General features: G+C 60.5%; 24 protein-coding genes. 9 read left to right on the forward strand and 15 right to left on the reverse strand.

Annotated elements, in window-relative coordinates; translation table 11 throughout:
• Positions 1 to 153: 153 nt before the first annotated feature.
• Positions 154 to 945: a DNA-binding transcriptional regulator KdgR gene (gene kdgR, locus ACJ8J4_RS01395; protein ID WP_025302591.1), complete on the forward strand. Its 792-nt coding sequence runs from the start codon at positions 154 to 156 to the stop codon at positions 943 to 945.
• A gap of 46 nt (positions 946 to 991) precedes the next feature.
• On the opposite strand, the gene ACJ8J4_RS01400 is transcribed toward kdgR, so the two are convergent.
• The 5 genes from ACJ8J4_RS01400 to phnR all read right to left on the reverse strand — a co-directional run bounded on the left by ACJ8J4_RS01400 (position 992) and on the right by phnR (position 5700).
• Positions 992 to 1795: an ABC transporter permease gene (locus ACJ8J4_RS01400; protein WP_025302592.1), complete on the reverse strand. Its 804-nt coding sequence runs from the start codon at positions 1793 to 1795 to the stop codon at positions 992 to 994.
• Positions 1796 to 1797: 2 nt separating this feature from the next.
• Positions 1798 to 2661: a 2-aminoethylphosphonate ABC transporter permease subunit gene (gene phnU / locus ACJ8J4_RS01405; RefSeq protein WP_197835528.1), complete on the reverse strand. Its 864-nt coding sequence runs from the start codon at positions 2659 to 2661 to the stop codon at positions 1798 to 1800.
• 1 nt (position 2662) lies between these two features.
• Positions 2663 to 3793 (reverse strand): 2-aminoethylphosphonate ABC transport system ATP-binding subunit PhnT, encoded by a 1131-nt coding sequence (gene phnT, locus ACJ8J4_RS01410; protein ID WP_376783368.1) that lies wholly within the window; start codon positions 3791 to 3793, stop codon positions 2663 to 2665.
• Between the two features lie 2 nt (positions 3794 to 3795).
• On the reverse strand, positions 3796 to 4806 hold the full coding sequence (locus ACJ8J4_RS01415) for a 2-aminoethylphosphonate ABC transporter substrate-binding protein (RefSeq protein ID WP_197835530.1): 1011 nt from the start codon (positions 4804 to 4806) through the stop codon (positions 3796 to 3798).
• 174 nt (positions 4807 to 4980) lie between these two features.
• Complete coding sequence (phnR, locus tag ACJ8J4_RS01420; protein ID WP_033633223.1) at positions 4981 to 5700, reverse strand: phosphonate utilization transcriptional regulator PhnR; 720 nt, start codon at positions 5698 to 5700, stop codon at positions 4981 to 4983.
• Positions 5701 to 5855: 155 nt separating this feature from the next.
• Between phnR and phnW the strand changes: the two genes are divergently transcribed.
• Complete coding sequence (gene phnW / locus ACJ8J4_RS01425) at positions 5856 to 6959, forward strand: 2-aminoethylphosphonate--pyruvate transaminase (RefSeq protein WP_049209394.1); 1104 nt, start codon at positions 5856 to 5858, stop codon at positions 6957 to 6959.
• A 9-nt stretch (positions 6960 to 6968) separates the two neighbouring features.
• Complete coding sequence (gene phnX / locus ACJ8J4_RS01430; RefSeq protein ID WP_025302597.1) at positions 6969 to 7778, forward strand: phosphonoacetaldehyde hydrolase; 810 nt, start codon at positions 6969 to 6971, stop codon at positions 7776 to 7778.
• A gap of 63 nt (positions 7779 to 7841) precedes the next feature.
• On the opposite strand, the gene ACJ8J4_RS01435 is transcribed toward phnX, so the two are convergent.
• From ACJ8J4_RS01435 to ACJ8J4_RS01450, 4 genes are all read right to left on the reverse strand, one after another.
• Positions 7842 to 9233, reverse strand: coding sequence for an L-cystine transporter (locus ACJ8J4_RS01435; RefSeq protein WP_025302598.1), 1392 nt, complete (start codon positions 9231 to 9233; stop codon positions 7842 to 7844).
• A 181-nt stretch (positions 9234 to 9414) separates the two neighbouring features.
• Positions 9415 to 9963, reverse strand: coding sequence for a metal-dependent hydrolase (locus tag ACJ8J4_RS01440; protein WP_004931456.1), 549 nt, complete (start codon positions 9961 to 9963; stop codon positions 9415 to 9417).
• A 421-nt stretch (positions 9964 to 10384) separates the two neighbouring features.
• Positions 10385 to 11050, reverse strand: a complete 666-nt coding sequence (gene hxpB / locus ACJ8J4_RS01445) for a hexitol phosphatase HxpB (protein WP_043143363.1) — start codon at positions 11048 to 11050, stop codon at positions 10385 to 10387.
• 64 nt (positions 11051 to 11114) lie between these two features.
• A complete protein-coding gene (locus ACJ8J4_RS01450; protein ID WP_025302600.1) occupies positions 11115 to 12395 on the reverse strand; it encodes an HdeD family acid-resistance protein in 1281 nt (426 codons plus the stop codon).
• Positions 12396 to 12580: 185 nt separating this feature from the next.
• Here ACJ8J4_RS01450 and ACJ8J4_RS01455 point away from each other — a divergent pair, with 185 nt between their 5' ends.
• Entirely contained in the window at positions 12581 to 13141 is a 561-nt protein-coding gene (locus tag ACJ8J4_RS01455; RefSeq protein ID WP_025302601.1) for a YniB family protein, read from the forward strand.
• A 35-nt stretch (positions 13142 to 13176) separates the two neighbouring features.
• On the opposite strand, the gene ACJ8J4_RS01460 is transcribed toward ACJ8J4_RS01455, so the two are convergent.
• The 6 genes from ACJ8J4_RS01460 to ghoS all read right to left on the reverse strand — a co-directional run bounded on the left by ACJ8J4_RS01460 (position 13177) and on the right by ghoS (position 18260).
• Complete coding sequence (locus tag ACJ8J4_RS01460; protein ID WP_089180829.1) at positions 13177 to 14046, reverse strand: fructosamine kinase family protein; 870 nt, start codon at positions 14044 to 14046, stop codon at positions 13177 to 13179.
• A 237-nt stretch (positions 14047 to 14283) separates the two neighbouring features.
• Complete coding sequence (locus tag ACJ8J4_RS01465) at positions 14284 to 15138, reverse strand: metal ABC transporter permease (protein ID WP_025302603.1); 855 nt, start codon at positions 15136 to 15138, stop codon at positions 14284 to 14286.
• Positions 15138 to 15998, reverse strand: coding sequence for an iron/manganese ABC transporter permease subunit YfeC (gene yfeC / locus ACJ8J4_RS01470; protein ID WP_015377686.1), 861 nt, complete (start codon positions 15996 to 15998; stop codon positions 15138 to 15140). The genes ACJ8J4_RS01465 and yfeC overlap by 1 nt, the downstream gene beginning before the upstream one ends.
• On the reverse strand, positions 15998 to 16888 hold the full coding sequence (locus tag ACJ8J4_RS01475) for a manganese/iron ABC transporter ATP-binding protein (RefSeq protein WP_043143367.1): 891 nt from the start codon (positions 16886 to 16888) through the stop codon (positions 15998 to 16000). The genes yfeC and ACJ8J4_RS01475 overlap by 1 nt, the downstream gene beginning before the upstream one ends.
• Positions 16885 to 17829, reverse strand: a complete 945-nt coding sequence (locus tag ACJ8J4_RS01480; protein WP_099817356.1) for a metal ABC transporter substrate-binding protein — start codon at positions 17827 to 17829, stop codon at positions 16885 to 16887. Before ACJ8J4_RS01480 ends, ACJ8J4_RS01475 begins: the two co-directional genes overlap by 4 nt.
• A gap of 131 nt (positions 17830 to 17960) precedes the next feature.
• Complete coding sequence (ghoS, locus tag ACJ8J4_RS01485; RefSeq protein WP_099817357.1) at positions 17961 to 18260, reverse strand: type V toxin-antitoxin system endoribonuclease antitoxin GhoS; 300 nt, start codon at positions 18258 to 18260, stop codon at positions 17961 to 17963.
• A 109-nt stretch (positions 18261 to 18369) separates the two neighbouring features.
• Here ghoS and ACJ8J4_RS01490 point away from each other — a divergent pair, with 109 nt between their 5' ends.
• The 5 genes from ACJ8J4_RS01490 to ACJ8J4_RS01510 all read left to right on the forward strand — a co-directional run bounded on the left by ACJ8J4_RS01490 (position 18370) and on the right by ACJ8J4_RS01510 (position 24743).
• A complete protein-coding gene (locus tag ACJ8J4_RS01490) occupies positions 18370 to 19035 on the forward strand; it encodes a transglycosylase SLT domain-containing protein (RefSeq protein ID WP_049295470.1) in 666 nt (221 codons plus the stop codon).
• 307 nt (positions 19036 to 19342) lie between these two features.
• Entirely contained in the window at positions 19343 to 20068 is a 726-nt protein-coding gene (locus ACJ8J4_RS01495; RefSeq protein ID WP_049295472.1) for a gluconate 2-dehydrogenase subunit 3 family protein, read from the forward strand.
• Between the two features lie 2 nt (positions 20069 to 20070).
• A complete protein-coding gene (locus ACJ8J4_RS01500) occupies positions 20071 to 21852 on the forward strand; it encodes a GMC family oxidoreductase (protein WP_025302609.1) in 1782 nt (593 codons plus the stop codon).
• 12 nt (positions 21853 to 21864) lie between these two features.
• Positions 21865 to 23202, forward strand: coding sequence for a c-type cytochrome (locus ACJ8J4_RS01505; protein WP_060447252.1), 1338 nt, complete (start codon positions 21865 to 21867; stop codon positions 23200 to 23202).
• A 257-nt stretch (positions 23203 to 23459) separates the two neighbouring features.
• Positions 23460 to 24743 carry a serine/threonine protein kinase gene (locus ACJ8J4_RS01510; protein WP_043143391.1) on the forward strand — a complete coding sequence of 428 codons (1284 nt, stop codon included), beginning with the start codon at positions 23460 to 23462 and terminating at the stop codon, positions 24741 to 24743.
• The last annotated feature ends 39 nt before the right edge of the window (positions 24744 to 24782 follow it).

The raw sequence follows: 24782 nt of genomic DNA on the forward strand, positions 1-24782 counted from the left end.
CTTAATTGTAAACGGCGGTGAGCGGGCCAACGGTTATCCATTTGGCTTCAATTGCTTAGCGCTCAGCTGCGTTGCGCGCTGCGATCTGTTCCGATTATACTGAAACCCTTGTTTAAATTTCCTGAAACAAAACCGTTAAGTAGGGTATGCACCATGGCTAACGCAGATTCAGACAAGCAACCGGATGCCGTCTCATCCGTGATGAAAGTGTTCGGCATTTTGCAGGCGCTCGGCGATGAGCGCGAGATTGGCATTACCGAACTGTCCCAGCGGGTGATGATGTCTAAAAGCACTGTCTACCGTTTTCTGCAGACCATGAAAGCGCTGGGCTACGTTTCACAGGAGGGCGAGACGGAAAAGTATGCGCTGACGCTCAAGCTGTTCGAGCTGGGCGCCAAATCGTTGCAGAACGTCGATCTGATCCGCAGCGCCGACGTGCAGATGCGCGAATTGTCGAATCTTACCCGCGAGACCATCCACCTCGGCGCTCTGGACGAAGATGGCATCGTCTACATCCACAAGATCGACGCGATGTATAACCTGCGTATGTATTCGCGCATCGGTCGCCGCAACCCGCTGCACAGCACCGCCATCGGTAAAGTGCTGCTGGCCTGGCGCGAGCGGGATGAGGTGGCGCAGATCCTGTCGCAGATTGAGTTTACCCGCAGCACCGAACATACGTTGGCCAGCGCCGCCGAACTGTTGCCGGTACTAGATCGGGTTCGAGCGCAGGGATACGGCGAAGATGCCGAAGAGCAAGAAGCGGGGATCCGCTGCATCGCGGTACCGGTCTTTGACAGGTTCGGGGTAGCGATCGCCGGGCTGAGCATCTCTTTCCCGACGCTGCGCTTTTCCGAAGCTGCGCGGGAGGAGTATGTGGCGTTGCTGCACGTCGCCGCCCGACGCATTTCCGAACAGCAGGGCTATCACGACTACCCGTTCTGACCCTTCGCTTCGAAGAACAAGGCGCCGCCATGGCAGCGCCTTGTTGCTATTTTGCGCCCGGCGTCAGCCGCTGAGCAATCCGCTCCAGTACTAACATCAGCAACAGCGTGGCCGCCACCAGGATCATGGTCAGCGTCGCGCCGTTGGCGATGCTGCCGCGATCGGTCAGGCTAAAAATGGTGACCGGCAGCGTCGCCCAACTCGGCGGGTAGATCATCATGGTCGCGCCCAGCTCCCCCATCGACAGCGACAGGCTGAGCGCGAAGGCGGAGATCATATAGGGGGCGATCATCGGCAGGGTGACGTGGCGCAGGCGAAACAGCGGCGACGCGCCCAGGCTGGCGGCGACGTTCTCGTAGTCGCCAGGTAGCCGGGTCAACCCGGCCATCACGTTGCCGAAGGTAAAGGCGGAAATCAGCACGAAGTGAGCGGCGGGCACGATCAGGAAGGTGCCGTTCATCTGCAGCGGCCCCTGGCTGAACGCCACCAGCATCCCCAAACCGATAGAGACCGAAGGCACCGCGCTGGGAATGAAAAACAGCGTGCCCAGCAGCTGTCGGCCGCGTTCAGGCACGTGGCGCAGCGCCAGCGCCGCCCAGGTACCGCACAGCAGCGCGAACAGGCTGGCGCTGAAACCGATAGCCAGGCTGGCGACCAGCGCGTCCCAGGAGGCGCCGCTGAACGCTTGGCGGAAGTGGTTGAGGGTGAAACCGCTCGGCAGCACGCCGTTCCACTGCTCACTGAGGCTGGACATCAGGATCACCGCCAGCGGCAGGCAGAAGAACAGGGCGAACAGCGTGATCGTCAACGTGCAGGTCAGGGTGCGTCCGGTGCGGGACCAAATCAACATTGTCAGTTCCTCAGCCCGGCGCGCGCCGCGGCGTAGCGGTAAAGGGAGAACAGCCCGAGCGATAGCGCGATATTCACGACGGCGATCGTGCAGGCGACGGCGTAATCCGACTCCAGAATCGCTTTGGAGTAGACCATCATCGGCAGAGTGGTGACGCCCTTGGCGCCGATAAACAGCACGATGCCGAACTCATTGGTGGTCAACAACAGGCACAGGCTGCCGCCGGCCAGCAAGGCCGGCAGCGCGGCCGGCAAAATCACCTGGCGCACCACGCGCCCCGGCCGGGCGCCGAGGATGCTGGCGGCCTCGAGCTGGCTGCGATCGATCTGCGACAATGCTGCCATCAGCGGGCGCATCACCAGCGGCGTAAACACGGTGATTTCCGCCAGGATCACCCCCCAGATGGAGTAAAGAAAGTCTACCGGCGGCAGGGTGAAACCGAAGGACGCCATCAGCGTGCCGTTCAGCAGGCCGGCGGAGCCGTAGATAAAGGTGAAGGCCAGCGTGATCAGGAAGGTCGGCATGGCGATAAAGGTATCGATCACCCGGGCGATCGGTCGGCTGCCGGGGAACGGCGTGAACACCAGCAGCAGCGACAGCAGGGTGCCGAGCACCAGGCAGCCCAGCGTCGCCAGTAGCGCAATCTGCAGCGTGTTGAGCAGGGCGCCGACAAAGCGTCGGGATTCGAACACCTGCTGCAGCGCGGCGGCGCTGAACAGCCCCTGATCGTCGGTAAATGCCTGTTTGACGATCAGCGCCAACGGGTAGAAAAACAGCGTCGCCAGCACCAGCAGCGGCAGCAGGATCCACAGGCGGCGCGGAAAACGCAGCCGCAGGGCCGGGCGAATAAGCGTAGAGTCGATCATGTCAGTCCTCGATCAGTACCGCATCGTCGGGGGCGAAATAGAGCGGCACGCGTTCGCCGATCTGCGGCATCCGGCTGCGATGGGTGGTGACCACGCGCAGAGGATGGCCTTGAACGTCGAACTGCAGGTGCGTCAGTTCCCCCTGCCAGTGAATATCGCGCAGCGTGCCGATGAGGCTGTTGCTGCGCTGGGCGTCGGCATCGAGCGCAATATGCTGCGGCCGGATGCACAGCAGCTTGTCGAAGCCGCGTTGTGCGCCGTAGGTGAAACAGCCGATCACTTTGCCGGCGCAGCTGACGGTGGTCATGCCTTGCCCGGTAGTGGTCTCCAGCGCGGTGGCCGGCAGCAGGTTGGCGCGGCCGAGGAACTCGGCGGCGAAGCGGTTCGTGGGATGATGGTAAAGCGCGCGGGTCTCGCCGTGGGCGATCAGGTGGCCGTCGCGCATGATGCCAATCTTGTCCGCCAGCGTCAGCGCTTCGCCCTGATCGTGGGTGACGTACAGGATGGTCAGGTCAGGCAGTTCGCGGTGCAGGCGGGCGATCTCTTCCACCATGCTGTGGCGAATTTGCGCGTCCAGCGCCGACAGCGGCTCATCCAGTAACAGCACTTTGGGGCGCACCGCGATGGCGCGGGCGATAGCCACCCGCTGCTGCTGGCCGCCGGAAAGCTGGCTGGGATAGCGCTTGGCGTAGGCGGACATGCCGACGATGGCCAGCGCTTCTTCGACGCGCTCGGCGGTGAGGCCGCGCGGCTTGCCTTGCGCGCGCAGGCCGAACGCCACATTGTCTTCGACGCGCATATGCGGAAACAGCGCGTAGTTCTGTACCACCATGCCCAGGCCGCGCTCATAGGGCGGCACGTCGGTGACATCGACGTCACCGATGGCAATACGCCCGGCAGACGGCTGCACGAATCCGGCAATGGCCCGCAGCACGGTGGTTTTGCCCGAGCCTGAGGGGCCGATCAGCGCCAGCACTTCGCCGGGGGCGATGGTGAGCGTCAGGGGTTTCAGCACCTCGGTGCCGCGATACGACACGCTGACGCGGTCGAGCTGAATGCCCGACGGCCCGGCGATGTCCTGGCTGCGATCCCGCGCCTCGGCGCGGGAAGAGAGGGTAGAAGGCATCGTCAGCGTCATTCGGTCACCTGGTGCCAGCGGGAGATATCGGCGGACAGGCTGCTCACCACCTGATTCCAGTCCGGCGCCCAGATGTCCACGCCTTTCAGCGCCGCCTGCGACTGCTTGAAGTTATCGTCGGTCGGGGTGACGTCCTTACGCACCGGCATACCGTAGGAAATGGCGCTGACGCTGCTCTGCGCTTCTTTGCTCAGCAGGAAGTCGATCAGTTTTTTGCCGTTGGCGCTTTGCGGCGCGCCTTGCACCAGGCCGACATAGTAAGGCAGCACCAGCGTGCTGCGCTTGCCGTCCGGCCCGGCCGGCCAGAACACCTTCACGTTCGGGTTGCTGCGCATCTGCGCCAGGTTCATCTGCAGATCGCCGTTGGCCACCAGCAGCTCCCCTTTATTGACCAGCGCGGTCAGCTTGCCGGTGGAGGCCGAAGGGCCGACGTTGTTGCTTTGCAGCTTGCCGAGGTAGTCGAAACCGGCGTCTTTGCTGCCGAAGCTGTGGAACGCCTGCAGCATCACCGCGGTACCGTCACCCGCCTGGCCCGGCGTGGAGTACTGCAGCTTGTTGCGGAACTGCGCGTCCAGCAGCTGTTGGTAGCTGGCGGGCGCCTGCGGCAGCAGTTTGGCGTTATAGATGAAGCTCAGGTAGTTGTTCACCAGCGGCACGAACTGCGGCTGGGCGTTGGCGATCTGCGCCGCATCCTGCGGGGGGAAGTCCTGCAGCAGTTTTTCCGCGGCGGCGCGCTGGATGAACGGTGGCAGCGTCACCAGCACGTCGGCCTGCGGGTTGCTGCGCTCTTTCGACAGCCGCTCGACGATGGCGCCGGAACCGCCTTCGACGTACTGCACCTTGACCCCGGTTGCCTGAGTGAAGGCGTCAAACTGGGTTTGATACCAGCTGTGTTCGCCGTCGTGCAGGCCATCGGCGGAGTAGACGGTCACCACCGCATCGGCGGCCCAGGCCGGCGCGGAGCCGAGTACGATGGCGGTCATCACGACCAGACGAGAAAGTTTCATAGCTTCAGCCTCACTGTTGCGGGTTAATGCGAAACTGGTATACACCAGATATGCGGCCAAGCTAATCGGCGAATATGACAAACAAATGAAAGCGGCAAAATATATTTACCGGCAACGGGGATTGGGCGTGGGAGAGAAAAGGGGGCGGCAGGCGCAGCCCCGATATTCAGGAGATTAAAGCGTATCGACCTCGATGCGCAGGCTGTCGTGGCGCCAGTATTCGATATCGAAATCGAGAATGCGGCCGTGCTGATCGTAATTCAAGCGGCGCAGCAATAAGGCGGGCAGGCCGACCATGGCGCCGAGCGCGTTGGCGGCGCGGTAAGGCAGGGCGGTCGGGTAGAACGACAGGTGCATGTTGCTGTAAATCAAATCGTAATGCTGCTGATAAACCTCGGTCAAGCTGCCGTTGAGATCGTGGCGGAGCAGTTCCGGCACCCGCTGCGGCAGGCAGTGGTTCTCGCAATAGCAGATGGCGCGGCCGTCGGCATAGCGCACGCGGCGCAGCAGATACACCTGATCGAACGGCTCGAGCGCCAGCGGCTGCATCACGTCGAGCGGCACCGTGGTTTTTTCGCCGGACAGCAGCGCGGTGCGCGGCGTGCGCCCTTGCTCCTGGCAGAGGCGGTGGAAGTTGGTGTTCTGCGTCGGATCCAGCCACAGCCGTTCCGGCGTGACGAACCAGCCGCGGCGATCGGCGCGGTAGATGGCGCCGGTGGCTTCCAGCTGCGCCAGGCTCTCGCGAATGGTAACGCGGGTGGTAGAGAAGATGGCGCACAGCTCGCGCTCCGAAGGCAGCTTGTCGCCCGCCTGCAGCGCGCCGCGGGTGATGCGCGCCTGAAGCTGATCCTTGATCTGCAGGTAATGGGGCATATCGCCCTGATGTTCTTTCATTTCATCTCGCTATGGCATCGGCCCGACATTCCGGCACGCGCTTATTATACATAGCCAGATGAATTTTTTGTTTCACCGCGCTTTGTCGTTTGACCGGGGAAGGAATTTGCCGCCACAATGCCCGTAATCTGGTATAGACCAAATAGGTGAATGACATGTCCGATCGTAACTACCTGCTGTTGACCCCTGGTCCGCTGACCACATCGAAAACGGTGAAAGAGGCGATGCTGTATGACAGCTGCACCTGGGATGAAGATTACAACCTGGGCGTGGTGCAGCGCATCCGCCAACGGTTGGTGGCGCTGGCGACGCCGTCCGCCGGTTACACCGCGGTGCTGCTGCAGGGCAGCGGCAGTTTTGCGGTGGAAGGCGTGTTGGGCACGGTCATCGGCCCGCAGGACAAGCTGCTGATCGTCAACAACGGCGCCTATGGGGCGCGAATGATCGAAATGGCGCGGCTGATGGATATTGACCACCACGCTTTCGACTGCGGCGAGGTCAATGAGCCGGACGTGGCGGCGATGGAGGCGGTGCTGAAAAGCGATGCGCGCATCAGCCATATCGCCATGGTGCACTGTGAAACCACCACCGGCATGCTCAACCCGCTGCAGAAGGTCGCCGGTCTGGCGGCGCGCAACGGTAAAACCTTTATCGTTGACGCCATGAGCAGCTTCGGCGGCATTCCGTTGGATGTGGACGCGCTGGGCATCGATTTTCTGATCAGCTCCGCCAACAAATGCATTCAGGGCGTGCCGGGCTTCGCTTTCGTCATCGCCCGCCGCAGCGAGCTGGAGAAATGCGCCGGCCGTTCGCGCTCGCTGTCGCTGGATCTGTATGCCCAGTGGCGCTGTATGGAAGACCAGGCCGGCAAATGGCGCTTTACGTCGCCGACCCACACCGTGCTGGCCTTCGCGCAGGCGCTGAAAGAGCTGGAACACGAGGGCGGTATTGCCGCGCGCCACCACCGCTATCAGACCAATCAGCGTCGGCTGGTGGCGGGCATGCGTGAACTGGGCTTTGAGACCCTGCTGGACGATGCGCTGCACTCGCCGATCATCACCGCGTTCTATTCGCCGAAGGCCGACACTTACCGCTTCGCCGAGTTTTATCAGCGCCTGAAGCAGCAAGGCTTCGTGATTTATCCCGGCAAAGTGTCGCAGAGCGACTGTTTCCGCATCGGCAACATCGGGGAAATTTATCCGCAGGATATCGAACGCTTGCTGGCGGCCGTCGGGCAGGCGATGTACTGGAATCAATAAGGATTAACCATGAAACAGATCAACGCAGTGATCCTCGACTGGGCCGGCACCACGGTGGACTTCGGCTCCTTTGCGCCAACGCAGATTTTTGTCGAGGCGTTCAAGCAAACCTTCGATATCGACATCAGCCTGGCGGAGGCGCGCATTCCGATGGGGCTCGGCAAATGGCAGCACATCGAGGCGCTGGGCAAACTGCCGGCGGTTGACGCGCGCTGGCGGCAGAAGCTGGGCCGCTCGATGAGCCACCAGGATATCGACGCGCTGTATCAGGCGTTTATGCCGCTGCAAATCGCCAAAGTGATCGACTTTGCCGATCCCATCGAGGGCGTGCCGCAGGTGATTGCCGGGCTGCGCGAACAGGGCATCAAAATCGGTTCCTGCTCCGGTTATCCGCGCGCGGTGATGGAGGTGCTGGCGCCGGCCGCCGCGCAGCGCGGCTATGCGCCGGATTATTGGGTCGCCACCGACGATCTTGCGGCCGGCGGCCGACCGGGGCCGTGGATGGCGTTGCAGAACGTCATCGCGCTGGGCATCGATGCGGTGGCGCACTGCGTGAAGGTGGATGACGCAGTGCCGGGCATTGCCGAAGGGCTGAACGCCGGGATGTGGAGCGTCGGGCTGGCGCTGTCCGGCAACGAGTTCGGCGCTACCTGGTCGGAGTACCGTCAAATGGCGGCAGGGGAAATAGAGCAGCGCCGCACGGCGGCCGCCGATAAGCTGTACGCGGCGGGCGCGCATTATGTGATAGACACGCTGGCGCAATTACCGGATGTGATCGCCGATATCAACCGGCGGCTGGCGAACGGCGAGCGGCCGTAACGACCGAACGCGGGGCATAAAAAAACCGGGGATAATCCCCGGTTTTTTCGATCTGAGAGGGCGTTAGCTGTGAGCCAATTCGACTTCGTCTTCGCTGTCCATCACGGCTTTGTCGGTTTGCTTCATCAGCTGGCTGGTGATGGTGCCTGCCGCCATGGAGCCGTTGACGTTTAGCGCGGTACGGCCCATGTCGATCAGTGGTTCGACCGAGATCAGCAGCGCGACCAGCGTCACCGGCAAGCCCATCGCCGGCAGTACGATCAGCGCGGCGAAGGTGGCGCCGCCGCCCACGCCCGCCACACCGGCGGAGCTGAGGGTGACGATGCCAACCAGGGTGGCGATCCACACCGGATCCAGCGGGTTGATGCCGACGGTCGGCGCAACCATCACCGCCAGCATCGCCGGGTAGAGACCCGCACAGCCGTTCTGGCCGATGGTGGCGCCGAACGACGCCGAGAAGCTGGCGATGGATTCCGGCACGCCCAGACGACGGGTCTGCGCTTCCACGTTCAATGGAATGCTGGCGGCGCTGGAGCGGCTGGTGAAGGCGAAGGTGATCACCGGCCACACCTTGCGGAAGAACTTCATCGGGTTAACGCCGGTGAAGGCCAGCAGCACAGCGTGCACCACGAACATGATGGCCAGGCCGATGTACGAGGCCACCACGAAGCTGCCGAGCTTGACGATGTCGTGAATGTTGGAACCGGCGACCACTTTGGTCATCAGCGCCAGCACGCCGTACGGCGTCAGCTTCATGACCAGACGCACCAGCTTCATCACCCAGGCCTGCAAGGTGTCGATAGCCACCAGCACGCGCTCGCCTTTCGGCTTGTCGTCTTTCAGCAGCTGCAGCGACGCCACGCCGAGGAAGGTGGCGAAAATCACCACGCTAATGATCGACGTCGGGCTGGCGCCGGTCAGATCGGCGAACGGGTTTTTCGGGATGAACGACAGAACCATCTGCGGCACGGTCAGATCGGCCAGTTTACCCACGTAGTTGGTCTGGATCGCCGTCAGGCGCGCGCTTTCCTGTGCGCCCTGCACAAGGCCTTCGGCGGTCAGGCCGAACAGGTTGGTGACCAGCACGCCCACCAGCGCCGAGATCAGCGTGGTGAACAGCAGCGTGCCGATAGTCAGGACGCTGATTTTGCCCAGAGAAGAGGCGTTATGCAATTTGGCGACCGCGCTCAGGATTGAGGCGAACACCAGCGGCATGACGATCATTTGCAGCAGTTGCACATAGCCGTTGCCGACGATGTTGAACCAGCTGATGGATTCTTTCAGTACCGGGTTGTCGGCGCCGTACACCAGCTGCAGGCCCAGACCGAATACTACGCCGACCACCAGGCCGACCAGCACTTTTTTCGCCAGGCTCCATTGCTTGTGGCGGGTTTGCGCCAGCAGCAAAAGAAGCGCGACAAACACCAGCACGTTAATCACGAGCGGAAGATTCATCCCCAATGTCTCCAATAATCTTTCTTATAAAAACGACTACGCATCACGTATGTCGCGATGTAAATATCGTAACAGTTTGCTGAGTGGCCTACTTATATCCAAATGGAATTTGATATAGCTTTTTGTGTGTTTTTGTTTGTTTTATATACATCAAGATGATGGGTTGGGCGTATTTTTGTGATCAGAGTCTGATATTTCTGATTTGCTCGACATAGGATTGCACCGGCAGGGTGAAATCGCCTTGCCAGCAGATGGCAAACGCCACCAGGCACAGACACAGTACGCGCTCCAGCTGGTTGCCTTTTTGCGAGTTGAGCAGGGGCAGGCGAAAACGCCAGCGGCACGGCCACAGCAGCGGCACGCCGGCGGGCGTGAGCATGTCGGCCAGCAGATGGCTGAAGTAACCGATGATCATGGCGTGCAGCGCGTCGGCCGGGATCGGCCAGCTACGCGGCACGTCCAGCTGAAACAGCGCCATGCCGCCGGCGATCGCCAGCAGGCTGTGGGTGAAACCGCGGTGGCCGAAGGCGCGGGCGATGGGCAGGGCGATCCAGCGCAGGCGCTGGCCCAGTACCGACTTGGGGTGATCGATGTCCGGCAGCAGCGAGGTGAGCAGCGCGGCGGGTATGATGTGCCACCAGTCGCCGGTAGCCAGCTCTGGCGTCACTTCCGCCTTCTTGGCGAAGATCGCGCAAGCGACAGAGAAAATGAGATGTCCTTCCGCGGTCATGCTGTTGCGATTCCGGCTGGTAAACTGTTAATTTATCCAGTATATGGGAAAATTCCCAGTAGTGGAAGCAGTTACCCTGTAACCAATTGTTTATTTTTCCCTGTTTTACAACGGCTTGTTACGGTGCTGCGTAACAAATCATCGATTTTGACTGGCGAGAACAAAAAGCGGGCGATGGGCGATGCATGAAGATGAGAAAAAAGACGGTGGCTTGGCGTGTGGCGGGAGGAAGCGGCGGCCTTGAACCGCGCTGCGTGGCAGTGACAACGCGCCGTGGGCCGTCGCTTTCCCTGCCACCCAGCATAATAACAACAGCATGCCGATTCAATAATAATGAAACGATGTTTCGTTTGTTTTGCGGCACGGATCCCTTTTATGGCGCAGAGCGGAAAGCCAGGGCGCCGATGGCCGGCGCCGCAGGTCAGGCAAAGTGGGCGGGAGTGAGCTGTTCCAGGGTCTCCAGCTTGTGGTCCGCCAGCGCCCAGCGCGGATCGTGACGGTATTCGGCCGCCGGGATGACGATGGAACGCATGCGTGCGGCCTTGGTGGCGATCATGCCGTTAAAGGAGTCTTCCAGCGTGATGCAGCGCAGCGGATCGCTGCCCAGGCGCTCGGCGGCGATCAGGTAGACCTCAGGGTGTGGTTTGCTGTACGGCAGGTATTCGGCGGAAACCAGCTGATCGAAGTAACCTTCAAGATCGAACATCTTCAGCACCTGCTGTTGCATGTGCAGCGGCGAGGCGGAGGCGAGGCCAATGTTCAGCCCCTGGCTGCGGCACAGCTCCAGCGCCTGCTGAACGCCCGGCAGCAGCGGGCGCGTCTCGTGCACCAGCTCGATGGCGCGCTCGATAATCCGCGCCGACACCTCATCGAGCGAAACCCCTTGCCACGGCATCGCCTGGTACCACATCTTCACCACCAGATCGATGCGCAACCCCAGCGTGTCCGGCAGCTTGTGACGGTCGGACAGATCCAAACCCAGCGCGCCGAAGATATCCAGCTCGGCCTGCAGCCATAGCGGTTCCGAGTCGATCAACAAGCCGTCCATATCAAAAATTGCGGTTTCAATGCGTTGCGAATAAGCCATTAACGGTTAACTCCTGCCGGCGCGGGTGAATGTGCCCGACACTTTATCATCGCCTGTGACGAGACTAAAACCTTTGCCTGCGCGTTTGGCTTTTGCCAAAACGCAGGATATTCCACGCCTCGCGCAATTTTAGCCACCAGCGCTGATGTTGACGCTCGGTGACCTGTTGCAACATGCGTGCGTAGTCCAGCACCAAACCCGGCGTCCAGGTCATGCTTTCGCCGCGGCTGCGCAGTACCGCCAGCATCCACAGATTGGGATCCAACACCAGCAACAGAAAGCGGCGCCACAGGTGTTTATCGCCCAGCACGCCTTCCAACGCGCTGTCGAGCGCGCCGATGACCGTGGTGGAGCAGTTGCGTCGGGTCAGATTGTAGGTGGCGTCTTGCCGATAACGCAGCCAGAATGCGCGCAGCGCCGCCGGGTTATAGCGGTAGAATTGAATTTTCTTGTCCGGTGGGCACCAGGCGGCGATCTCACCCGGCAGGTCGGGCAGGAAACGCCCGTCGACGTTGTTCTGCTCGCCGGCATGCAACAACTGGCGGAAATCCTGAACGGAATGGCTGATGTCGTTGAGCGGGTAGTGACTGATATACACATCCGGCGCGAGCGCCAGGGCGGCATGACCGGTGGAGATATTGCCGCCGCCGTCGACCGCTGCGATGTATCGGTCGACGATGTAACGCCGGCGCGGATCTTTAGCCGCACCAATCGGTGTCCAGACGTACACCGTGAGTGGCGCAGTCTCATCCTCCGGGTGCGGTGGCTGCCGCGCGGGGTGCTGATTCAGAGAGAAGCTTGTCAGTCTCCGGGCGATACGCAATAAGGCCCAGCCGGAAAGCACCATCATCACGCCGAGGCAAAAGGGCACCGTCATCCGATGCGGCGCCGGCCAGCCGACAAAAATCATCAACGAAAGCAGGATCTCGCCGCCGCCCGCCAGCGCCACGCCTTTCCATCGACTGTGTTGAATCACCGTGGAGGAGGCGATGCGCACGGCGCCGTCAAGCAGCAGCGCGCTGCCAAACACCACGGTGGCGACGATGTTATCGTCTGCGGGCACGTCCAGCATTAAAAAGGCCATAAACACGAAACCCAATCCCTTCAGCAACACCGGCCTGCTGGCCGAAGAGCCGATCACCAGCGCAGCGGATATCGCCACCAGCCCCTCCAGCGCCAGGATGACCGCCAGCGCATCCAGCGCCAGCACCGACCGGCCATCCTGCAGTATGTCGAACAACATCAGCGCCCCTGCGGCTATCCACAGCCAACCGAACAGCACCAGCAGGCGGCGCTGGCCGTGCAGCGCCTGGGCGCCCAGCAATAAGATAATCAGTCGAATCATGGCGGCCTCTGTCCGAATGGATAACGTTACCCCTTCAATGATAGTGTGTCGGCGCCGTTAAGTTTTTGATTTCGACGAATTCGGCTAAGCTTGTAGCACAGAGGGAGTGAAGAAAACGGTGGGCGAGTTTCGCCAACAGCAGGTAGACTTAGCCGATTCGGTTACGTCGCTAACAAGGGGAACACATGACGTATCAACAGGCCGGGCGTCTCGCCATTTTGAAACGCATTCTCGGATGGGTGGTTTTTATCCCGGCGTTGCTGTCGACGCTGATTTCCGTGCTGGGTTTTATCTATCAGCACAGTGAAAAAACCAAGGGCATCAACGCAGTGATGCTGGATTTTGTCCACGTGATGGTGGACATGGTGCGTTTCAACACGCCGTTCCTGAACCTTTTCTGGTACAACTCACCGGTGCCTGACGTGGATAAAAGCCTGTTCAGCGGCGCCAATCTGATGTTCATCATCATCTATATTCTGATCTTCGTCGGGCTGGCGCTGCAGGCCTCCGGCGCGCGCATGTCGCGTCAGGTCAAGTTCATCCGCGAAGGGTTGGAAGACCAGATGATCCTGGAGCAGGCCAAGGGCAGCGAAGGGCACACGCGCCAACAGCTTGAGGAGCGCATTACGCTGCCGCACCATACCATCTTCCTGCAATACTTCCCGCTGTACATCCTGCCTATCGTGATTGCGGTGATCGCCTGGTTCGTGATCCGCCTGTTGGGGCAGTTGGCCGGCGCGGCCTGAACCATGATCGGGGCGCCGCACGGCGCCCCGGTACGTTACGACGCTTCGGGCTGCAGCAGCGTCTCCACCGCGCGTTGGGCAGCCACCAAATGCTGGCCGCCGAACAGATTGCTGCGGTTGAGCAGGTAGTACAGCTGATACAGCGGCTGGCGTTCGATAAATCCGGCCCCCAGCGGCCACACGCTCTGATAGCCGTCGTAGATCTGCGGCGGCAGCTCCGGATACAGCGGTAGCATCGCCAAGTCGCACTCTCGGTCGCCCCAGTAGCTGGCCGGATCGAACAGGATCGGCCCGTTGGCGGTCATCGCGCAGTTGCCCGGCCACAGGTTGCCATGCAGCAGCGAAGGCTGCGGCTGGTGGTGCTGCAAGCGCAGATACACCCGATCGACAATGTCGTCGATGTCGCCGAAGGTCATGCCTTTTTCCGCCGCCAGCTGCAGCTGCCAGCCGATGCGCTGTTCGGCGAAAAATTCCGACCAGCGGCGCTGCCAGGCGTTGGGTTGCGGGGTAGTGGTCAGATCGCTGTCGAAGTCGAGACCGAACTGCGGTTGCTCGCTCCACTGATGCAGGTGCGCCAACTGCTGGCCCAGACAGTAGGCGCCGTGGGCGTCGAGGGGTTTCAACTGCTGATACTCCAGCAGCAGGAAGCTGTAGTCGCGATCGCTGCCGACGCCATACACTTCCGGTACCCGCACGCTTTTGCTGCGCGCCAGCAACGCCAGCTGATCGGCCTCGGCGGTGAATATCGGCAGTTGTTCACGGGCGTCGCATTTCACGAACACCTCGTTGTCACCGTAACTCACGCGCCACGCCGGGTGAATGTCGCCCCCGGGTAGTTCAATCCTTTCGCGTATCTCTGCGCTGCCAAGATGTTCACTTAACAGACGGCTAACGGCTTGCCACATGGTATTTCCCCCTCTGTGCTGCCTGATAATTCATTAGGTTAGCGTCTTTCCCGTGGTGAAAACACGACGCGGCGCACAGCCGGCGTCAAAGGCGGCGATTTTTTCAGCGCCTCGCCAGCTCAAAGTATATACCCTATTGATTAATTTAAGCGCAATACCGATTGCAACTTGATGACAACGAATAAGCCAGCGGAGGAATAGGATGCGGCGGGGCACACCGCCGCATCAGAGGGGCGTTTAACTGCCCATCGGGGCGTTTTGGTTACCCTGTAACGGGCGCAGCTTGCTGTACAACAAGGCGACAACGAACAGCACGGCCTGCACGATGACGATACAGGGCCCGGTGGCGCCGTCGATGTGGAAGCTGATCAGGGTGCCGAGCACGCAAGAGAACACCGACACCACCGTTGCCACCATCAGCATGCGATCAAACCGGCGGCACAGCATAAAGGCGATGATGCCGGGGGCGATCAGCATGGCGATCACCAGGATCACCCCCACGGCCTGCAGCGAGGCGACGATGGTCATCGCCAGCAGGCAAAGCAGCCCGTAGTGCAGCAGCTTGACCGGCAGGCCAATCACCCGGGCGTGGTGCGGGTCGAAACAGTACAGCATGAAGTCTTTGCGCTTGAGCAACACCACCGCCAGGGTGATGCCGGCAATCAGCAGGGTTTGCTTCAGCTCGCCGTCGGTGATGCCCAGCATGTTGCCGAACAGAATGTGGCTTAGGTGTTGGTCGGTGTCGATGCGCGAGAACAGCACCAGGCCGAAGGCGAACATGCCGGAAAAGACGATGCCCATCACCGTGTCTTCTTTCACCCGGCTGTTCTCTTTCAGGTAGCCGGTGGCTACCGCGCAAAAGATGCCGGAGAGGAAGGCGCCGATCGCCAGCGGGATGCCGACCACGAACGCCACCACGATGCCGGGCAGCACCGCGTGCGAGATGGCGTCGCCCATCAGCGACCAGCCTTTGAGCACCAGATAGCAGGAGAGCACGGCGCACACTACGCCGGTGACGATGGCGGCGACGATCGCCCGCTGCATGAACGGGTAGGCGAAGGGTTCGCTGAGCAGTTGATACAGGGTGTCCATCAGCGGCCTCCGGTTTGCGAATGCGCCACACGGCGCCGGGACGCCAACAGGCCGTGTTTCGGCGCGAAGAAGAACGCCGCGAGGAACACCAGCGTTTGCAGGGTGACGATCACCCCGCCGGTGGCACCGTCGAGGAAGAAACTCAGGTAGGCGCCGATGCCGCTGGTCAATGCGCCGATGATGATGGCGATGATCACCAGCCGGCTGAAGCGGTCGGTCAGCAGATAGGCGGTGGCGCCCGGCGTGATCACCATGGCGATCACCAAAATGGCGCCGACGGTTTGCAGCGCGGCGACGGTGCAGGCGCTGAGCAGGGTGAAGAACAGGATCTTCAGCTTCAGCGGCGACAGGCCGATCGATACCGCGTGGCTTTCGTCGAAGAACACCGCCAGCAGGTCTTTCCACACCAGACACAGGATCAGCAGCGAAACGCCGATGATGATTTCCACCTGCAGCACGTCTTCGTCGGCGATGCCGAGGATATTGCCGAAGATGATCGACTGTACGTTGACTGAGGTGGGGTTGAGCGACACGATCAGCAGGCCGACGGCGAAGAAGGTGGAGAAGATGAAGCCGATGATGGCGTCTTCGCGCAGGCGGGTGATGTGGCGCACCAGCGTCATCGCCAGCGCCGCCAGCATGCCGGTAAAGAAGGCGCCGGCGGCGTAGGGCAGGCCGAGGGCGTAGGCGCCGGCCACGCCGGGCACCACCGAGTGCGACAGCGCATCGCCCATCAACGACCATCCCTTCAGCATCAGATAGGCGGACAGGAACGCGCAGGCGGCGCCGACGATGGCGCTGACCCAGATGGCTTTCACCATGTAGTTATAACTGAAAGGTTGCAGCAGAAGGTCCAGCATCAGGATTGTTTCTCCCTGGCCTGGCTGTTGGCCGGCGGATCGCTCTTGGTGTGGCCGTAGAACACCGCCGGGCGCTCATCGTCGGTCAACACTGTAACGGTGCGCGGATCGTTGTCGTCGTGCAGATCCGGGCCTGAGAGGTTGATATGGCGCAGCACGCCGCCGAATGCCTGCTCCAGGTTGCTCTGCGTGAAGGTGGTTTCGGTTGGGCCGGCGGCCAGCACCGTGCGGTTGATGAGGATCACCCGATCGCAAAACTCCGGCACGCTGCCGAGGTTGTGGGTGGAGACCAGGATCAGATGCCCCTCGTCGCGCAATGCGCGCAGCAGCTCGATAATGGCATTCTCGGTTTTCACATCCACGCCGGTGAACGGTTCATCCAGCAGCAGCACGGTGCCCTGTTGCGCCAGCGCGCGCGCCAGAAACACGCGCTTTTTCTGGCCGCCGGACAGCTCGCCGATCTGCCGACCGCGCAGCTCGCTGAGGCCGACCCGCTCCAGCGCCTTGTCAACCCGCAACCGGTCCTCTCGCGACGGAATGCGCAGGAAATTCATCTTGCCGTAGCGGCCCATCATCACCACATCTTCCACCAGCACCGGGAAGTTCCAGTCGACGTCCTCGGTCTGCGGCACGTAGGCGATCAGGTTCTTTTTCAGCGCGTCCGCTACCGGTTTGTCGCTGAGCGACACCCGGCCGCTGGTGGGCCTGACCAGGCCCATGATGCTTTTGAACAACGTCGATTTACCGCTGCCGTTGACGCCGACCAGTGCGCAGATCGAACCGCCGCTCAGGGTAAAGCTGGCGTTGTGAATGGCGGTGTGTCCGTTGTTGTAGGTCACGGTGACGTCGTCCACGTTCAATTCAGGGCGGACAAACGGTTCATGGGTCATTGATCGAATCCTTTGGCGATGGTTTGCACGGTGGTGTTAAGCAGGTCGATATAGGTCGGCACCGGGCCATCGCGGGTGGACAGCGAATCCACGTAGAGCACTCCGCCATATTTGGCGCCGGTTTCTTTCGCTACCTGCTTGGCCGGCTTGTCGGAAATGGTGCTTTCGCTGAACACCACCGGAATATGGTGGGCGCGCACCGCGTCGATTACCCGGCGCACCTGCTGCGGCGAACCTTGCTCATCGGCGTTGATCGGCCACAGGTAGACTTCTTTCAGCTGATAGTCCTGCGCCAGGTAGCTGAAAGCGCCTTCGCTGGTCACCAGCCAACGCTGTGCGGTCGGAATGCGCGCCAGGCGTTCGCGCAGTGGGGCGTCCAGTGCGCCGATTTTCTCTGCGTAGGCTTTGGCGTTGCGGTTATAGGTTTCCGCATGTGCCGGATCGTGCTCCACCAGGGCTTTGCGAATGTTCTCGATGTACACCAGCGCGTTGCTTGGCGACATCCAGGCATGCGGGTTCGGGTTGCCGTTATACGGCCCTTCGCGGATCGGCAGCGGGGTGATGCCTTCGGTCACGACCGCCGCCGGCACCTGTTTGATGTTTTCGAAGAAGCGCTGGAACCAGCGTTCCAGGTTCATGCCGTTCCACAGGATCAGGTCGGCGTGCTGCGCTTTGACGATGTCGCGCGGGGTCGGTTGATAGTCGTGGATCTCGGCACCCGGCTTGGTGATGGATTCCACCACGGCGGCGTCACCGGCCACGTTCTGGGCAATGTCCTGAATGATGGTAAAGGTTGTCACCACGCGCAGCTTTTTTTCCGCCAGCGCGTTTTGACTGACCAAGGCGGCGCCGAGCAGCAGGCAGGCGAGCGTAAAAGGGCGTAACAGTGCGGCAGCGCGGGAAGGGCGACTGCGACGAAAAGCGCAACTTATCAATGGCATGATGACGTCTCCTGGTTCAAATGAAAATGATTATCAATATCAATTGAAGCGAAGTCAAGCGTCACTTGCCCACCGCCGGCGGGGTATTTCTCCAACTGAAAAAATAATACCGTCCGAGGAGTTATAGCATTTTATGTATCAGTATGTAACCGCTGAAGGTAGTCCTCACAGGTGCATATCGTCACCTCCGGCTGTTTTCCCAATGCCAACTGCCCGAACCCCTGCGCCAGGCGCAGTACATCCTCTTGATCCAGCACGGTTATGAACGCGAAACTGTTGCTGCCGAGCTCATGGTGAACGCCATTTTCGTCTGTCACCGACGTGACAAAACCTTCGCGCGTCAATTGCCCGGTCAGCTTCGCCAGGTCGGTTAATCCCGCTTCCTGATAGCGAAAAGTCACCACAAAGCAGTTTGTTGCAGATTGACTCATAAATCACCTCTTGGTATATGGATAGCTTGAGATTAGTCCAAAAAATTACTGCAGGTGTCCTTACAAGTTGTATATGCTACGCAACTCATTGAAAGGAGTGAGGGATTCTGTGAAAACAAAAATAGGTTGCCTTACGGCAATTTTACTTTTGTCGGGGTGCGCCAAAGACCCGCAAACGGCAAGCAATATTTCAGGCAGTGGCACAACGCGCGGCGGTTGGTTAAAACCCCCTCCGCAGGCACCGGTAAACCGCACAGGCACGCCGGTTGTTTATAACGATTACATTCGTCAGGCCGCCAGCAACTACGGCGTTGACGAAACGCTGATTAAAGCGATTATTCAGGTGGAGTCCGGGTTTAACCCGAACGTGGTCAGCACCTCGAACGCAGTGGGATTGATGCAGCTTAAGGCTTCTACCGCCGGCCGCGACGCCTATCGCATGAAAGGACGAAGCGGGCAACCCAGCTCGCGTGAGCTGAAGGATCCGGCGGTCAATATTGATCTGGGAACGGCCTATATCAATATTCTTCAAAGCCAGCAGCTAGCCGGGATCAACAACCCACAGACTTTGCGTTACGCCACCATCGTTTCGTACGTGAACGGGGCGGGCGCCATGTTGCGCACCTTCTCCTCGGACAAGCGCGTGGCGGTCAATCGCATCAATCAGATGAGTCCGGATGAGTTTTATCAGCACATCCAGAAAAAGCACCCGGCGCCGCAGGCACCGCGCTATTTGTGGAAGGTGACCACCGCTTATCAGGCGATGTCGCCGTAGCCCCATCCTTCTTTGAATCGGCCGCTAAACGCGGCCGATTCTGTTTCCTGCGTTAGTTTATAGCGCGACCTGCCTCTCATTTTTCGTTATTTCCTCATCGGTTATCAGAAAAACCGCACAAAAAGTTAAATTTACGTTAGCGGATAAATCTTTACGTTCATTCAATAAGTTACCGGTAACATTTTTGCTTTTGCGCGCATTCTGACCTTCAATAAATATACAAATAAGTAACAAATTATTTTAAAAACCCGTATCGATCGCAAGGTTGCGGTTAAATAGTTGTGACTATCTTTGGATGGAATGTGACATGTCGAATCATAAAACCAACAATTCGCGGCGCGATTTCTTGTTGAAATCGATGACCTTAATTCCTGCGGCGGTAATTGGTGGCAGTGGCGTTGGCGCGCTGACGGCACCGGCACCAGCGGTCGCGGCCCCGAACACTTCAACGCAGAACGATTACCAACCGACCTTTTTCACCCCGGAAGAGTGGGCCTTCATCAAGGCCGCCGTCGCGCGCCTGATCCCGGCCGACGAACGCGGCCCCGGCGCACTGGAAGCCGGCGTGCCGGAGTTTATCGATCGCCAGATGAATACCCCGTACGCCACCGGCTCCATCTGGTACATGCAAGGGCCGTTTAACCCCGATGTGCCGAAGGAAATGGGCTATCAGCTGCCGTTGGTGCCCAAGCAAATCTACAACCTCGGCATCAGTGACGCCGACGCCTACAGCAAGAAAACCGCCGGCAAGCCCTTCGCCGAACTGGATGGCGCGCAGCAAGACGCCATGCTGCAAAAGTTCGAGTCCGGCGAGGCGGAGTTCCAGCAGCTGCCGTCGAAACTGTTCTTCTCCTATCTGCTGCAAAACACCCGTGAAGGTTTCTTCAGCGATCCGATCCATGGCGGTAACAAAGACATGGTGGGCTGGAAGCTGATTAATTTTCCGGGCGCGCGCGCCGATTTTATGGACTGGGTTGAGCGAGGGGAGCGTTATCCCTTCCCGCCGGTCTCGATTCGAGGGGAGAGGGGCTAAGCATGGCAACGGTAATGAAAAAAGTAGACGCGGTGATCGTCGGCTTCGGCTGGGTGGGCGCGATCATGGCCAAAGAGCTGACCGAGGCCGGCCTCAACGTGGTGGCGTTGGAGCGTGGCCCGATGCGCGATACCTATCCGGACGGTTCTTATCCGCAGGTGATCGACGAGCTAACCTATAACATCCGCCGCAAACTGTTCCAGGATCTGTCGAAAAGCACCGTCACCATTCGCCACAACAGCAGCCAGACCGCGGTGCCTTACCGCCAGCTGGCGGCGTTCCTGCCGGGCACCGGCGTTGGCGGTGCCGGCCTGCACTGGTCGGGCGTGCATTTCCGCGTCGATCCGATCGAACTGCGCATGCGCAGCCACTATGAAGAGCGCTACGGCAAAAACTTCATTCCGAAGGACATGACCATCCAGGACTTCGGCGTGACCTACGACGAGCTGGAACCGTTCTTCGATAAAGCGGAGAAAGTGTTCGGCACCTCCGGCACCGCCTGGACCATCAAAGGGCAGAAAGTGGCGCAGAAGGGCGGCAACCGCTTTGCGGCGGATCGCTCCAGCGACTTCCCGCTGCCGGCGCAGAAAAATACCTACTCCGCCCAGCTGTTCGAGAAAGCGGCGCTGGAAGTGGGTTATCACCCTTACAACCTGCCGTCCGCCAACACCTCGGACTCTTACACCAACCCGTACGGCGCGCAGATGGGCCCGTGCAACTTCTGCGGTTTCTGCAGCGGCTACGCCTGCTACATGTATTCCAAAGCTTCGCCGAACGTCAACATTCTGCCGGCGCTGCGCATGGAAAAACGCTTCGAGCTGCGTACCAACGCCAACGTGCTGAAGGTCAACCTGACCGACGACAAGTCTCGCGCCACCGGCGTGAACTACGTCGATGCGCAGGGCCGCGAGATTGAACAGCCGGCCGATCTGGTGATCCTGGGCGCGTTCCAGTTCCACAACGTGCACCTGATGCTGCTGTCCGGCATCGGCAAGCCTTACGATCCGGTGACCGGCGAAGGCGTGGTCGGGCGCAACTTCGCCTACCAGAACATGACCACCATCAAGGCGTTCTTCGATAAAGACGTGTTCACCAACCCGTTCATCGGCGCCGGCGGCAACGGCGTGGGCGTGGACGACTTCAACGCCGATAACTTCGACCACGCTAAAGAAGGCTTCGTCGGCGGTTCGCCGTTCTGGGTCAACCAGGCGGGCACCAAGCCGATCTCCGGCCTGCCGACGCCTCCGGGCACCCCGGCCTGGGGCAGCAAATGGAAAGCGGCGGTGGCGGATGCCTACACCCACCACGTCTCGATGGACGCCCACGGCGCGCACCAGTCGTACCGCAACAACTATCTGGATCTTGATCCCAACTACAAGAACGTCTTTGGCCAGCCGCTGCTGCGCATGACGTTCGACTGGCAGGAAAACGACATCAAGATGGCGCAGTTCATGTACGACAAGATGGCGCCGATCGCTAAGGCGATGAACCCGAAACTGATCGCCGGCAGCCCGAAAAACGCCAACAGCCACTTCGACACCACCAGCTACCAGACCACCCACATGAACGGCGGCGCGGTAATGGGCGAGGATCCGAAGACCAGCGCGGTCAACCGCTATCTGCAGAGCTGGGACGTGCACAACGTGTTCTCGATCGGCGCATCGGCCTTCCCGCAGGGGCTGGGCTACAACCCGACCGGCACCGTGGCGGCATTGGCTTACTGGTCTGCCCGCGCCATTCGCGAGCAGTATCTGAAAAACCCAGGCCCATTGGTGCAGGCATAAGGACGGCGAACGATGAAAGCATTTGTACCGGCACTGGTTCTCAGTGCAGTGAGTTTTTCCGTTTGGGCGCAGGACGCCACCGTCAGCAGCGAGCTGATCAAGCGCGGTGAATACCTGGCGCGCGCCGGCGACTGCGTGGCTTGCCACACCGACGGCAAGAGCGGCAAAACCTTCGCCGGCGGTCTGGCGATGGAGACGCCGATCGGCACCATCTACTCGACCAACATTACGCCGGACAAGAAAACCGGCATCGGCGATTACAGCTTCGAGGATTTCGACAACGCGGTGCGTAAGGGCGTAGCCAAAAACGGCAGCACCCTGTACCCGGCGATGCCGTACCCGTCGTTCGCGCTGGTGAAAGAGGACGACATGCGCGCCATGTATGCCTATTTCATGCACGGCGTGCAGCCGGTGGAGCAGGCCAACAAGGACTCCGACATCCCGTGGCCGCTGTCGATGCGCTGGCCGCTGAGCATCTGGCGCGGCATGTTCGCGCCGTCGCCGGCGGATTTTGTCGCTGACGCCAAGGCCGATCCGGTGATTGAGCGCGGCCGCTACCTGGTGGAAGGCCTGGGCCACTGCGGCGCCTGCCATACCCCGCGCAGCATCACCATGCAGGAGAAAGCGTTGAGCAACAGCGAAAGCGACGACTACCTGTCCGGGAGCAACGCGCCGATCGATGGGTGGGTGGCTTCCAGCCTGCGCGGCGACCGCAAGGACGGCCTGGGCAGCTGGAGCGAAGCCGAGCTGACCGAGTTCCTGAAAACCGGCCGTAACGACAAAGCCATCGTGTTCGGCGGCATGAGCGACGTCGTGGAGCACAGCCTGCAATACCTGAGCGACGACGATCTGACCGCCATCGCGCGCTACCTGAAATCGCTGCCGCCGAAAGACGGCAAGCAGCAGGCGGCGCCGGTCGAAGATAGCGTGGCCAAGGATCTGTGGCGCGGGAATGACAGCAAGCCCGGCGCGGCCCTGTATGTTGATAACTGCGCGGCCTGCCACCGCACCGACGGCGTGGGCTACAAGCGCGCCTTCCCGTCGCTGAAGGGCAATCCGGTGGTGCAGACCGAGGACGCGACCTCGCTGATCCACATCGTGCTGACCGGCAACACCACGCCGGCGGTGCAGGGCGCGGTATCCAATATCACCATGCCGCCGTTTGGCTGGCGTCTGAACGATCAGCAGGTGGCGGACGTGGTGAACTTCATCCGTACCAGCTGGGGCAACAGCGCCAAACCGGTGAGCGCCTCCGACGTGGCCGACGTGCGTAAAGACCGCTCGATGATCCGCGACGAGAAGGAGATGGGCAGCGCCGAGGTGCCGGACCATCCGGACGCGAAGAAGTAAACCGCTTAAGGGCTCCGCAAGGAGCCCTTAGTTTTTCCTGCTCGTGCCGGTTTTTTCAGCATTTTCTGTTCGCAAATCATCCGTTCAGCCGATAAAACATAGACCCGCAGCGGATTTTTCATTATCCTTTGCCGTCCTTTCATCAGGCGTAAGTATGAAATATCGCTTTAATTCACTGATTACTATTAAAAAATTCGCGGAGAAGGATATCCCGTTAGGCGCAATCGTTGGCGCTGCAGATTAAGGTAGACTGTCTCATGAGTACGATTTCTCCCGATTCAGGCACGCTGACGGCCGCTCAGCCTGCCAAATGGAACAAAACCGACACCGTCTGGATGTTCGGTCTCTATGCCACCGCGGTGGGCGCCGGCACATTGTTCTTGCCGATCAACGCCGGTTTGAACGGCCCGCTGGTGCTGCTGTTGATGGCGCTGTTCGCTTTCCCGTTGACCTATTTGCCGCACCGCGCGCTCAGCCGCTTCGTGCTTTCTGGCTCCAGCCGCGACGGCAATATTCACGATGTGGTGGTGGAACACTTCGGCGTGCTGGCCGGAAAAATCATCATGATGCTGTATCTGATGGCGTTCTTCCCGATCGTGCTGGTGTACAGCATTTCGATCACCAACGCGCTGGACAGCTTCCTGATCCACCAGTTCCACGTGGCGCCGCTGCCGCGTATCTGGCTGAGTCTGGCGGTGGTCGTAGTGCTCAATCTGGTGCTGCTGCGTGGCAAAGACAGCATCGTGGCGGCGATGGGCATGCTGGTGTTCCCGCTGCTGGTGTTCCTGATGGGTATTTCGCTGTACCTGATGCCGAGCTGGAATACCGCCAACTTCGTGCACGGCCTGGCCACCACCCGCTTCGACACGCCGGGGCTGTGGCATTCACTGTGGCTGGCGGTGCCGGTGATGGTGTTTTCCTTCAGCCATGCGCCGATCATCTCCTCCTTCGCCTCGACGCAGAAGAGCCTGTATGGCGATAAGGCGGAGCGCCGCTGCGCGCGCATCATGCGCTACAGCTATGTGCTGATCTGCGTTACCGTGCTGTTTTTCGTGTTCAGCTGCGTGCTGAGCCTGTCCCATGAAGACATGCAGCAGGCGAAAGATCAGAACATCACGGTGCTGACCACGCTGGCCAACAAGTTTTCCAACCCGCTGATCGCCTATCTCGGCCCGGTGATGGCAATGCTGGCAATGGCTAAATCCTATCTCGGCACCTCGCTGGGGGTGACGGAAGGGGCGACCAGCCTGATCGATGGCGTCACGCGCGCGGTCGGCAAGCCGCTCAGCTCGCGCATGACGCACCGCATCTCGGCGGTGGCACTGTTCCTGCTCACCTGGGCGGCGACGGTGTGGAACCCCAGCGCGCTGCACATCATCGAAACCATCAGCGGCCCGCTGATTGCGGCGATCCTGTTCATCCTGCCGATGTACGCGGTGCGTGCGGTGCCGGCCATGCGCCAATATCGCGCGGCGAGCAACGTCTTCGTGCTGGTGATGGGCTTGATTGCGCTGTCGGCGCTGATCTACGGCCTGATGTGATCCCCTGGGCGCGCCGGCTCCGGTGCGCCTCTTATCCTT

Source organism: Serratia sp. CY47280 (genome assembly GCF_052168655.1).
Taxonomy (GTDB): Bacteria; Pseudomonadota; Gammaproteobacteria; order Enterobacterales; family Enterobacteriaceae; genus Serratia; species Serratia bockelmannii.